The organism is Marinobacter halodurans, from assembly GCF_004327985.1.
In the GTDB taxonomy this organism is placed as follows: Bacteria; Pseudomonadota; Gammaproteobacteria; order Pseudomonadales; family Oleiphilaceae; genus Marinobacter_A; species Marinobacter_A halodurans.
Genome location: NZ_SJDL01000001.1, coordinates 296,374 through 308,523 on the forward strand (window position 1 = coordinate 296,374; position 12,150 = coordinate 308,523).

Genomic DNA, 12,150 nt, shown 5'->3' on the forward strand with positions numbered 1-12,150 from the left:
AAAAAGATCATCAAAAACGGCGGTGCTCGCAAGACCGCCGTGTATCAGCCCACCGGGAATTCGGCGGTGGCGTAGCGCAAGCGGGATTTTCGGCGGATCGCCAGGATGTAACCCAGCGTCAATGGCCCAACCCGGCCGATCAGCATGATGGACATGATCGTCAGCTTACCGACGGCATCCAGTTCACCCGTCGCTCCACGGGACAGGCCGACGGTGCCGAAGGCGGAAACCACTTCGAAGGCAATATCGAGAAAGTCGGTATTCGTCGTGGCACTCAGCAGGAACACGCCAACGAAGATCGTTGCCATCGCGATGGTCGTAATCGCAAGTGCCTTGACGACGGTCTCGCGGGTTAACGAGCGCCGAAACAGGGTGACGTTGATATTCCCACGCAGAAAGGATCGGGTAGCGGCAATCAGGATGACGAAAGTCGACAACTTGATGCCGCTGGCGGTGGAATTCGGTGCACCGCCAATAAACATCAGCAGTAGCATCATGACGCTGGTTGCCGAGGTGAAGCTGGCCACATCCAGCGTATTGAATCCCGCAGTGCGGGGTGTGGTTCCCTGGAACCATGCGGCGAGCAGCTTGTCCGCGAAACCATGCAGGGCCCCCAGTGTCTGCGGATTGCTGTATTCCAGAACCAGGAAAAGCAATGTCGCCGTGACGTTAAGCACCAGCGTGGTCAGCAGAATAATCTTGGCATAGGCCGAAAGCGCCGAGAGACGGCGTTTCTCAAAGATCTCGCGCATGACGATATAGCCCAGCCCACCGACGATGAACAGTCCGGTGACGGTCAGCGACACGCCCGGATCCGACACGTACTGGCTGAGGCTGTCGGCCGAAAGCGCAAAGCCGGCGTTATTGAAGGCCGATATGGTATAGAACAGGGCGTGATAACCGCCTTCAGACCAGCCCATTTCCGGCACGAAAAAGCTCGACAGCACAATGACGCCAACGGCTTCCACACCCAGCGCGAAAACGGCGATCGTCGTTGCGGCGCGGCGCGTCGTCTCGAAGGAAATTTCGTTGAAGGCTTCCTGCGCCACAATCTGGTGTTTCAGGCCCAACTTGAAGCCCAGCGCCGCCGCCGTCAGGACGGCAAAGGTCATCAGGCCCAGGCCACCGAGCTGGATCAGCACGAGGATGACCAACTGGCCGAACAGCGTGAACTGAGTCCCCGTATCCACGACAACCAGACCGGTAACGGTCATCGCCGAGGTGGCCGTAAACGCCGCATCGAGCCAGGAAATGGGCGCCTGGGTCGCCATCGGCAGTTTGAGAAGCAGGGCGCCCAGGACAATCAGGGTCAGAAAGCTTTCCAGCAGCAGGCGCGGCGGGTTGATCCGGTGTGGCCCCGTCCGCTCCGATTTTGGATGCCGGGGCAGATAGGATGGCAGCCAGTTCGTCATAGGATATGGTTGGCCAGCTTGCGAAGTTCAGAGAGCGCGCCACTCATGACAAGCTGATCGCCCGTCCGGAGTGGATAGGACGATCCGGGATCCTTGCTGATGTCCCTGTCTCGCTTTACGACGAGAATGGAGATCTCCGCACTCTCCGTCAGCTCTCCGATCGTTGTGCCGGACAGCCTTTCGGACACGATCACCTCAACGACGAACTCGTCGTTCCCCAGGCTGATGTAGTTATTGACCATGAGGTAGTTCAGTTCCTGCGCAACGCGCATCCCCATTTCGAACTCGGGGCCAATAACCCGGGTTGCCCCGAGTTTTGTCAGGATATTGTGGTGCTGGTTGGTCAGCGCCTTGGCCCAGACTTTCTCCACGCCCAGTTCGCGCAGTTGCATGGTCGCCAGGATCGTCGCTTCCACGTTGCGGCCAATGGCAACAACCGCCATGTCATAGTCGCCGGCATTGAGCTCTTCCAGGGTTGCCGCATCCGTTACATCGGCAATCACCGCGTGGGTGATCTGTTCAGCCAGCCGATCGACCTTCTGGTCGCTGATATCAATACCCAGGACGTCGTGGCCAAGACGGGTCAGTTCCGTCGCTATGGTTGCACCGAACACGCCAAGCCCGATCACGATAACCTGCTGCCGTTCAATCATCCTTTCCCTGCCCGTTTCCCGGATAAACGTTCGCAGCCGCAATGGCCGCCTCGACGGCGACTATAACGTGCCTCGCCGGACAGGTAACCCCAATGACGCGGCAAGAACGTAAAAACTCCATAAAAATCGACATTTGGCGCTCCACTCCACTGGAAAAACAGGATCTGCTGGTAGCCACAGAAAACAAACATGTCGCGATTCCCATTGACCCCCCACCGAAACGCCCGCACGATTCACCCATGCCTGTCCGTGATCGGGCTTGCGTTGCCGGCCGTCGTCAACCACTCGTCGTACAGACCGGTAACGTTCATTCTGCCGTATCTCCTGCCGATCATTTTCATGACATGGCGATACGGAATGACCTGGGGATTCCTGTTTGCCGGGTTGGCGACCGTCGCCGCAATACCTGGCGAATACCTTGCCAATCACAATATTGAGCAGCCCAGCAGAGCAGGCATCTCGACTTATCTGACGTTCTCAGCCATCGTAGCGGACCTCGCGCTGGCCCGAGTGTTCAGACAGAACCATGGCAACTGACCCGGCCACGTGGTGCGGGGCCTGAAAACACGGGCTGCACGAATGGAATGCAGCCCATACCCACAAACGAAGCGATGAGTACGCTACAGCAGTGATCGGATGGATGTATAACCTATGAGCTTGCTCCCCGTGGTTCAGATTCTTGGTTTCCTGCTCATTCTTCTCAGTTTCCTGATGACACTTCCGGTCAACCTGCTGATGTTCGGGCATCACCCCGACTGGCTGGCGTTCGTTAAATCGGCCACGATTTCATTCACCGTTGGGCTGATTTGCTTCCTGGCGGCCGGCCGTCGTCGCCACAGCCTGCGCCAGAGGCAAATGTTCATCCTCACCGTCTCCGCCTGGATCATCCTCCCGGGCTTTTCCTCGCTGCCCCTGTTGTTCAGCGATATGAAGTTCTCCGTCACGGATGCCTTTTTCGAGAGCATTTCCGGTGTCACAACGACGGGCTCTACGATATTGACGGGCCTGGACCACCTGGCCGCGGACATTCTCCTGTGGCGCTCCATCATGCAGTGGATGGGTGGGATCGGCATCATCGGCATGGCTGTGGCCATCCTGCCTTTCCTCCGAATTGGCGGCATGCGGTTGTTCGCCACGGAGTCTTCGGAGTGGACGGAAAAGGCCGTACCCCGCACCAACCTGCTGGCACGCGGACTGGTCATCAGTTATCTTGCCATAACGGCAGGCTGTATTGCCCTTTACTGGATCCTGGGCATGGATCTGTTCAATGCGGTCAATCATGCCATGACCACGGTATCGACAGGCGGCTACTCCACATCGGACAGCTCCATGGGGCAATTCCCACAGCTGTCGATCCTGCTGGCCTCGACGCTCTTCATGGCGATAGGCGCCATGCCTTTCTTCCTGTTCGTTCGTCTGCTGCATGGCCAGTATCAACCACTGCTCAGAGACCAGCAGATACGCTTTTTCCTGAAGTTCCTGTTGATCGTCGCCCTGATCATTACGCTCTACCGCGTTGTCATGGAAGATGCAGCGCCCCTTAGCGCGTTTATTCATGCGCTTTTCAATATCACGTCCGTGGTGACAACAACGGGCTATGCCTCCCAGGATTACACGCTTTGGGGCCCCCTGGTCGTCGTGATCTTCTTCTTCCTGACATTTGTTGGCGGGTGTTCGGGCTCAACCGCCGGCGGCATGAAAATTTTCCGGTTCCAGCTGTCCATGCTGTTGCTGAAAGAACAGGTCATTCGCCTGCTGCATCCCAGTGCCATTTTTGCCCGTCATTACAACGGTCGCATCATCAGCGATGAAATCGTGTCGTCGTCCGTCGCTTTTGCATTCATTTTCCTCGCCACCTTCGCCGTTTTCTCGGCCATTCTCGCCACCATGGGGCTGGACCTGACCACAAGCCTGAGCGGCACCGCAACGGCCCTGGCCAATGTGGGCCCCGGCCTGGGCCCCATCATCGGGCCGGCGGGTAACTTCAAAACGCTGCCGGATGCGGCAAAGTGGGTCCTGATGGCCGCCATGCTGTTGGGGCGGCTGGAACTGCTGAGCGTGTTTGTCATGTTCTCGCCGCATTTCTGGCGCCGCTAGAGTGTCCCGCCTGGTCACCTTCGCAAACCTGTTGAGCACTTGAAGGCCCGGAGAGCAAAGTGCGGTCCCAAAGGATCAGTGAAGCGGTTCGATGGCGACCAACGGCAATTTGCCGGAGTACTGGACCGACATCACTTATCGAACGACGAAGCGGTACGATAACGCCGCTCCGGCCGACCGACCGTACCGTAGTTGACCTCAGCCGTCAGTTCTTCGGCACTGACCAGGTACTCCAGGTAGCGGCGGGCCGTGGTACGGGAGGCGCCAATCTCCTGTCCCACCGCCTCGGCGCTCCAGTCGCCGGGCGCACGCACCACGTCGCGGATCTTGTCGAGCGTCAGCGGATCGATGCCTTTGGGTAACCGGGAAGGATTGGCCGGCTCGGGCTCTGCCGGATGACGCGGCAGGAGCGCGTCCACCTCTTTCTGGGCGACATCGTTGAGACTGTCGAGTGTGCTCAGGTGTTGCTGGTAACGCTGCAGGGCTGCCTGCAGGCGCTCGAACACCAGCGGCTTGAGGATGTAATCGAAGACGCCGCCGCGCAACGCGCTGCGCAGGGTGTCCACCTCCCGGGCGGCGGTAATCAGAATGACATCAGACGGGCTGTCGCCGGCCCGCAACTCCCTTAAAAGCTCCAGTCCGGTGCCATCGGGGAAGTAAACGTCCAACAGTACCAGATCCGGTTGCAGCACATCGATCTGGTCCCGGGCGTCGGCCAGGGTATGGGCAATGCCGGTCAGTTCGACAAAGTCGATACGTTCGATAAAGCGGCGCTGGATTTCGGCGATCTGGCGATCGTCCTCCACAATCATCAATCGAATGGTTCTCACTGCATGACCCCTTCGGTCTGAACCGGCGTTTTCGTCAAATATAGTGTAAACCGGCTGCCATTCGGCTGCAGGGGTTCCACCGTCACCGAGCCGCCCCAGCGATCCACGAACTGCTTCACCAGATACAGACCAATGCCGTGATCGCCTTCGGTCTTGCTGCTGACGCCCCGCTCGAAGATCCGCTCGCGTTCGGCCTCGGGAATCCCCGGGCCCTGGTCTTCCACCTCGAAAATCAGGTCATGCCCCAGGTCGGTCATGCTCAGGTGAACAACGCCACCTTCACCACGATGCTGTCGCGTCGCCTCGAGGGCATTGTCGATCAGGTTGCCCAGGACGCTGACCAGCTGATCCCGGGGCAGTTGCGGCGGCAGGTCGGCCATCTCGCTGTCCGGGTCGATCGCCAGTTGCAGCCCCATCTCCCGGGCGCGATTGTATTTGCCCAGCAGGCACCCGGCCAGGACGGGATCGGGAACCGCCTCCAGCAGAAGATGGATCAGTGCCTGATGGTCGCTCACTTCACTGCCGATCAGGGCCAGTGCCTGCTCGTTGGCGCCGATCTGGATCAGCCCGGCAATGGTGTGCAGTTTGTTGGAATACTCGTGGGTCTGGCTGCGTAACGTGTCGGCATATTGCTGGATGCGGGTCAGTTGCCGGCTGACCTGGTCCAGTTCGTCCCGCAGGCGGAAACTGGCCACCACGCCAATGATGGTGTCGCCCTGCTTCACCGGCAGGCGGTTGACGATCATCTGCCGGCCCTGCATCCAGACTTCCCGGTCGAAGGCCGGCTCACCGGTTTCCAGCACCGACATCAGGTTGTTTTCCGGAAGGACATCGCCGATGGGACGCCCGGCCAGACGCGTATCCGGTCCCAACCCCAGGGTCTCGATGGCGGTGCGGTTGAACGTGGTAATCACCCCGTCACGATTGATGGCGATGATCCCCTCGCGGACGGACTGCAATGTGGCATCCCGCTCCTGGAACAGGGCGGCGATTTCCTCCGGTTCCAGCCCGAAGATGGCTTTCTTGAAGCGCCCGGCAATCACGATCGCCGCCAGCACGCTGCCTAGCAGCATCAAGCCCATCACCAGATAGAGCACCATGTTGTAACGCTGGATGGTGGAGAACACCTGGTCCAGCGAATAACCGACGGACACGATGCCGATGATCTCGCCATTGCTGATGTCGATAATGGGCGCCTTGCCCCGCATCGACAGGCCAAGGCTGCCGTGGGCCTTGGCGACATAGCCTTCGCCGTACTTGAGCGCCCGGGTGCCGCGGTCGCCGTCATCGTCGGCCATGGAGTGGCCGATCCGGTCCGGGTCCGGGTGGGCCAGGCGGATGGCGTGGCTGTCGCCGATCACGATAAACAGGGCCTGGTTGGTATCGGCGATGCGCTTGCTCAATGCCGTCAGGGTCTCGGTGTCCCGCTTCTTCACCCCCTCGATCACCGCCGGCATGGCCGCCACGGTCTTGGACACCATCAGGGCGCGCTGGCCGATCTGTTCGTAGAGGGATTCACTCAGGTAGTAACCGGCAAAACCACCGATCAGGCCGGTCTGCAGGGCACTGACCAGCCCCAGGATAAGGATCATCCGGGTCTTGAGTTTGAGCTTGCGATAGGCAAACGGCATGTCGGACGGCGTGTACAGGTTCTTGTCGTTGGTATTCAGGGGAAACTCACCCTATCCGAGCGTTTCAGGTTACGTCACGTGGATCGGTTTTGCCCGTGAACTTTATGAACAAAATATCCTTTAATGATTTTAAACGCATTACGCTCAGAAACTTTTGCAAACTGCGGACAGTACCTACCCTGATTACTGAGTCATCCAAGTATTGCCCAGTGCAATCAGTGGGGAGCCATTGCACCGATGCTCTCCCGGACGGCCACAACAACAAACAGAGGTAACCAAAATGCTATTCAAACGATGCCTGTCATTCGTGGCCATGGCCACGTTCAGTCTGTCTGCCCTTGCCTGGGAACCCACCGGAAAAGTCGAATGTATCGCGCCCGCTGATCCGGGCGGCGGCTGGGATTTCACCTGCCGTAGCGTGGGCAATGTCCTCCAGGACCTCAAACTGGTTCCCGGAACGGTCCAGACCACCAACATGGCGGGTGCCGGTGGCGGTGTTGCTTTCGCCCACACCATCAGTAAGCGTAACGAAGACAACACGTTGCTGGTCGCCGCTTCCACGGCCACCACAACCCGCCTGGCCCAGAAGCAGTTCCCCGGCATGAACGCCGACATGGTGACCTGGGTGGGTGCACTGGGTGCTGACTACGGCGTCATCGCCGTGGGCAAGGACTCCAAGTACAAGGATCTGAAGCAACTGATGGCCGCGGTGAAAGATAACCCGCGCTCGGTGAAGTTTGCCGGCGGCAGTGCCCGCGGCGGCTGGGATCACCTGAAAGTCCTGATCACTGCCAAGGCGGCCGGGGCGGACAAGCTGCCCTCCATCCCCTACCTGTCCTATAACAATGGCGGCGAAGCCCTGACCCAGGTGGTCGGCGGCCAGGTCGACGCCTTTACCGGCGACATTTCCGAAGCCACCGGCTTCCTGAAGTCCGGTGATATCCGCATTCTCGCGGTGCTGGCAGACCAGCGTCTGCCGGGCGACCTGGGCGACATCCCCACCGCCAAGGAACAGGGTATCGACGCGGTCGGCCCCAACTGGCGTGGCTTCTACATGCCGAAAGGCGCTTCCGACGAGGCCAAGGCCTACTGGACCGATGCCATCAACACCGTCTATGCCAGCGACGAGTGGAAGAAGGTCATGAAGCAGAACGGCCTGATTCCGTTCCACCCGCCGGCCGGTGAGTTCGATGCCTTCGTGCACAAGCAGGTGAAAGACATCGCGGAACTCTCCCGTGAAATAGGATTGCTGAAATGACAGCCCGCGGAGACCGGATCCTCGGTCTCGGGCTTTTTGTCCTGGCAGTCGCCTACGGCTGGGCCGCCCAACAGTGGCCCGAGCCGTTCGGCGGCGCCGAGACAGTCGGCCCGGAGACGTTCCCGACACTCCTGTCGGTCGTGCTTGCGCTGTCCAGTGTCTACCTGATCGTCAAACCGGACCCGGACGCGCACTGGCCGATGGGCCGCACCGCCGCAGAGATCCTGCTGGCCATTGCGATCCTGGTGGCCTACGCCTTCCTGCTGGAGCCGCTGGGGTTCGTGATCTCCACCACCCTCGCCGTCGGCGCACTATGCTGGCGCATGGGGGCCAAGCCGGTACCGGCCGTGCTGATCGGGCTGGCCGCTGCCGTGGTGGTTTACTTCCTGTTTAACTACGGGCTGGAACTGAGTCTGCCGGCCGGACTCCTGGAGTTCGAATAATGGAAACCCTTCAGTTTCTGATGGACGGCTTTGCCGTCGCCCTGACACCGACCAACCTGATGTTTGCGCTGTTCGGCGCCTTCATCGGCACCCTGATCGGCGCCCTGCCCGGCCTGGGCCCGGCCAACGGGGTGGCGATCCTGATTCCGCTGGCCTTTACCCTGGGCCTGCCGCCGGAAACGGCCATGATCCTGCTGACCTCGGTTTACGCCGGCGCCATGTACGGTGGCCGCATCTCGTCCATCCTGCTCAATATTCCCGGCGACGAACCGGCCATGATGACGTGCCTGGACGGCTACCCCATGGCCCAGAAGGGCAAAGCCGCCGAAGCGTTGGCCATGTCCGCCATTGCATCGTTCGCCGGCAGCCTGATCGGCACCATCGGCCTGATCCTGCTGGCCCCTGCCCTGGCCAAATTCGCGCTGACCTTCGGCCCGGCCGAATACTTCGCCCTGTTCATGCTGGCGTTCGCCACCCTGGGCGGTATCACCGGCAAAAATCCGATGAAGACGGTCATCGCCGCCGTGATCGGCCTGATGATCTCCACGGTGGGTATCGACATCGCCACAGGAACCCAACGCTATACCTTTGGCATCCTCAAGCTGTATGAGGGTATCGACTTCATCCTGGCGATTGTCGGTCTGTTCGCCATCTCCGAGTTGCTGTTCTTTATCGAGGAACGGGCCGGGGCCGGCCGTAAGATGATCGAGGTGGGCAAGCTGATGCTGCGCCCCAAAGAGATCATCAGCGCCCTGCCAACCATGTTCCGCGGCGGTGTACTGGGCTTTATTGCCGGCGTGCTGCCGGGCGCCGGGGCGTCCCTGGGCAGCTTTATCAGCTATACGCTGGAGAAGCAGTACCTGGGCAAGAAAGGCAATTTCGGTGAAGGTGACCCGCGCGGTGTGGCCGCTCCGGAAGCCGGTAACAACGGCGCGTCCTCCGGTGCCCTGGTCCCCATGCTGACCTTGGGCGTACCCGGCAGCGGCACCACCGCCGTCCTGCTGGCCATGCTGATCTCGCTGAACGTCACGCCCGGCCCGCTGATGTTCACGCAGAATGCCGACATCGTCTGGGGCGTCATCGCCGCCCTGCTGATTGGCAACGTGATCCTGCTGCTGCTGAACATTCCGATGGTGGGCTTTTTCGTCAAGCTGCTGTCCGTGCCGCCGATGTACCTGCTGCCGATGGTGACCATGGTGGCTTTCGTGGGCATCTACTCCATCAGCCACAGCACGTTCGACCTGTACTTCATGATCGCCTTCGGTGTCGCCGGCTACATCCTGCGCAAACTGGAAATCCCCCTGGTGCCGATCATCCTGGGGATGCTGCTGGGCCCGGAAATGGAGAAGAACCTGGGCCACGCCCTGGTCATCTCCGACGGCGACTGGAGCATTCTCTGGGCCAGCCCGCTGGCGCTGGGCCTGTGGATCGTTGCCGGATTGGGCCTGATCCTGCCGTATATCGTCGGTCCGTTGCTGCGCAAGCGTATGCGGGCAGCCATCAAGGAGAACCCGACGTCCGATTAGTCTTGTGGTGTGCTCTCTACTGATGATCTGTCATCGGTGCTTTTGGGGTGTCCTGCCTGTCGGACACCCCTTTTTTTTCGATTGCAATCCAGACGTCGTCATCCCGGAATGTCGGTGGTGGCAGGCCGTTCCAGGCCAGAGACAAAAAGCCCCGCAAGCGCGGGGCTGAGGTGCCTATCGGTATTGTCGATCCCGGACAATCAGGGGCACATCGTTACCGAAGAAGTAGTTGAAGGCGACGCCAAAGACGTCATCGTCCGGTCTGGACGAATAGCTCAGCTCGACACTCGCCGCCTGTGCCAGGAACTCCGGCTGATACTCAAAGTTGAAGCCGTAGTTGTCCTTGGCATCCATCCCGCTGGCCGAGAGACTCAGTGAGGCATCAAAAGGCAGATACCCTGTCGCGCCCAGCGACCAGCTGTTGTAATTGCCGGTACCCTGGCTCTCGACATGACTGACCGTTCGGGAGGCGGAAAACGTTATCCGATGGATGTAGTAGCTTGCGAATGCGCCATAGTCATGGGCTTTGAAACTCATATTTGGATTAGCAAGTGAAGCCGGCGGGTTATCCAGTTCACTGTGACCGTGCGTCCAGTGGTAACTGACGCCCACCTTTCCAAGCTCGAAATCACGCGCGAAGAGAGAACCACCGACGCTTCCATTCGTTGTGTCGATATCGAAGTCGCCCACATCCGTTTCAGTGCGGCTTGCGCGCGCGGAAAGGCTTGCGCCAACATACTCGACCAACGGCAACCGATACACACCATTGACCAATAGCCGGTCTGAGTCCCGACTATTGGTATAGCCAGCGCCCGCCTCTCCGTTGGCGGATTTCACACCTCCCTGCTCACCCGCAAAAACACACACCGGCAGCAACATGGCCACCGCGATCATCCTGGCTGACATCCCCACTCCCTATACTACCTGACTAAAAAAAGCGCCGAACAATCGCCGCCGCCGACATCGTTGCGAAGCGGGAGACTAGCAAATACGTACACAAATAACACGTATCGCCACGTGATCAGTGCCATTTACCGGTTTCCTTCCAGCCAGGCACACACCTCGGCCGCGTGATCCGCCGGCGGGAAGACCGGATAGAAGACTTTCGTAATCCTGCCCTTCTCGACGACCAGGGTCAGGCGTTTGATCAGCGTCCTGCCCTGGAACTCGAACGTCGGCAACCGAAGGGCCTGGGCCAGTTGCAGGTCGCTGTCACTGAGAAGCTCGAAACCCAATCCGAGTCGATCCGTCGCTTCCTTCTGTTCTTCCAGGGATTGCGCGCTGATGCCGAACACCCGCGCACCCAGGGCATGCATTTCGGTCAGGTGGTCACGAAAACCACAGGCCTCGGGCGTGCAACCCTTGGCACCTGGGATATCCGCCCAGCCCGGCGCAGCCGGCTGGGTCGGGTTACCGATGCGCGGATAGAAATAGGCAACGATGGTCCCCGTCTGGGCCGACAGATCCACCGTCGTTCCGGAGACGCCCGGCAAGGCCACCGATGGCAGCGCCCCGCCCCGGAGATGATCGCAGGCACCGTCATCCTGCGGCACAGGCAGCGTTTCTTCTGCGTTGTCTTTTGTACTCATCGCCCGCTCCTGTTGTGCATAATCGAGTAGGAGGGGGAGTTGCCTCCCCCGTCCTCTCACACCACCGGGCATACGGTTCCGTACCACGGCGGTTCATGATTGGCTCTGAAGCCGGTTTATCGTATCCAGCAAACTGACCAGAGACAGGCGGTCGAACACCTTCTTTGGCAGTGCGGCGTTCATATGTGACGCGCCGCTGTTCCACCAAGACCCCCGCCCATTCGTCGCACTCGTCCAAGCTCTAGGCTCGCTCAGACCTAACCGCATCAGGTTGCGGGCCCGCGTGTGGGCTCGCTTCCATTGCTGCCACAGAATCAGGCGAAGTCGCCGCCTTATCCAGCCATCCAGAGCCATGACCGAACGCTTCGAGGCCGGCAGGCGATAATAATTCGCCCACCCCCGTAGCACCGGATTCAGGTTCCGGATTGTGGTTGTCAGCGACTGGCCCCGCGACCGCTTAAGCAGCGGGCGCAGCTTGGCCATGTAAGCCTTCAGACTCTTCGGCGCGATCCGCAGCCGTACCTGTTTATGCCAGCTCACGCTGTAGCCCAGAAAACTGCGACGCCAAGGGCGATCCACGGCACTCTTCGCCGCGTTCACCGTCAGGCGCAGGCGTGCTTTCAGGAAGTGGGTCAGACTCGCCATCACACGATGGCCGGCTCGCTCGCTTCGGACGTAGATGTTGCAGTCGTCCGCATAGCGGCAGAACCG

At 60.0% G+C, this 12,150-nt stretch carries 12 protein-coding genes; 5 read left to right on the forward strand and 7 right to left on the reverse strand.

The window, feature by feature from the left end; genetic code table 11:
• Positions 1-44: 44 nt before the first annotated feature.
• Complete coding sequence (locus EZI54_RS01350) at positions 45-1,412, reverse strand: TrkH family potassium uptake protein (RefSeq protein WP_131478245.1); 1,368 nt, start codon at positions 1,410-1,412, stop codon at positions 45-47.
• Positions 1,409-2,065, reverse strand: coding sequence for a potassium channel family protein (locus EZI54_RS01355; RefSeq protein WP_131478247.1), 657 nt, complete (start codon positions 2,063-2,065; stop codon positions 1,409-1,411). The genes EZI54_RS01350 and EZI54_RS01355 overlap by 4 nt, the downstream gene beginning before the upstream one ends.
• 189 nt (positions 2,066-2,254) lie before the next feature.
• On the opposite strand from EZI54_RS01355, the gene EZI54_RS01360 reads away from it, so the two are divergent.
• Positions 2,255-2,602, forward strand: a complete 348-nt coding sequence (locus EZI54_RS01360; protein WP_131478249.1) for a hypothetical protein — start codon at positions 2,255-2,257, stop codon at positions 2,600-2,602.
• 114 nt (positions 2,603-2,716) lie between these two features.
• Positions 2,717-4,162 carry a TrkH family potassium uptake protein gene (locus EZI54_RS01365; RefSeq protein WP_207389112.1) on the forward strand — a complete coding sequence of 482 codons (1,446 nt, stop codon included), beginning with the start codon at positions 2,717-2,719 and terminating at the stop codon, positions 4,160-4,162.
• A gap of 131 nt (positions 4,163-4,293) precedes the next feature.
• Here the strand turns inward: EZI54_RS01365 and EZI54_RS01370 are convergent, their stop codons facing one another.
• Positions 4,294-4,992: a response regulator gene (locus EZI54_RS01370; protein ID WP_131478251.1), complete on the reverse strand. Its 699-nt coding sequence runs from the start codon at positions 4,990-4,992 to the stop codon at positions 4,294-4,296.
• Complete coding sequence (locus EZI54_RS01375; RefSeq protein WP_131478253.1) at positions 4,989-6,623, reverse strand: ATP-binding protein; 1,635 nt, start codon at positions 6,621-6,623, stop codon at positions 4,989-4,991. The genes EZI54_RS01370 and EZI54_RS01375 overlap by 4 nt, the downstream gene beginning before the upstream one ends.
• Before the next feature lie 280 nt (positions 6,624-6,903).
• Between EZI54_RS01375 and EZI54_RS01380 the strand changes: the two genes are divergently transcribed.
• The 3 genes from EZI54_RS01380 to EZI54_RS01390 are packed head-to-tail and all read left to right on the forward strand — an operon-like array spanning position 6,904 to position 9,850.
• Entirely contained in the window at positions 6,904-7,881 is a 978-nt protein-coding gene (locus tag EZI54_RS01380; RefSeq protein ID WP_131478255.1) for a Bug family tripartite tricarboxylate transporter substrate binding protein, read from the forward strand.
• Positions 7,878-8,324 (forward strand): tripartite tricarboxylate transporter TctB family protein, encoded by a 447-nt coding sequence (locus EZI54_RS01385; protein ID WP_131478257.1) that lies wholly within the window; start codon positions 7,878-7,880, stop codon positions 8,322-8,324. The genes EZI54_RS01380 and EZI54_RS01385 overlap by 4 nt, the downstream gene beginning before the upstream one ends.
• Positions 8,324-9,850, forward strand: a complete 1,527-nt coding sequence (locus tag EZI54_RS01390) for a tripartite tricarboxylate transporter permease (RefSeq protein ID WP_131478259.1) — start codon at positions 8,324-8,326, stop codon at positions 9,848-9,850. The genes EZI54_RS01385 and EZI54_RS01390 overlap by 1 nt, the downstream gene beginning before the upstream one ends.
• A 174-nt stretch (positions 9,851-10,024) precedes the next feature.
• On the opposite strand, the gene EZI54_RS01395 is transcribed toward EZI54_RS01390, so the two are convergent.
• From EZI54_RS01395 to EZI54_RS01405, 3 genes are all read right to left on the reverse strand, one after another.
• Positions 10,025-10,756: a hypothetical protein gene (locus tag EZI54_RS01395; RefSeq protein ID WP_131478261.1), complete on the reverse strand. Its 732-nt coding sequence runs from the start codon at positions 10,754-10,756 to the stop codon at positions 10,025-10,027.
• A gap of 125 nt (positions 10,757-10,881) precedes the next feature.
• Positions 10,882-11,439 (reverse strand): peroxiredoxin, encoded by a 558-nt coding sequence (locus EZI54_RS01400; protein WP_131478263.1) that lies wholly within the window; start codon positions 11,437-11,439, stop codon positions 10,882-10,884.
• Between the two features lie 93 nt (positions 11,440-11,532).
• The coding region (locus EZI54_RS01405) for a group II intron maturase-specific domain-containing protein (RefSeq protein WP_278248690.1) at positions 11,533-12,150 on the reverse strand (618 nt) is incomplete at its 5' end.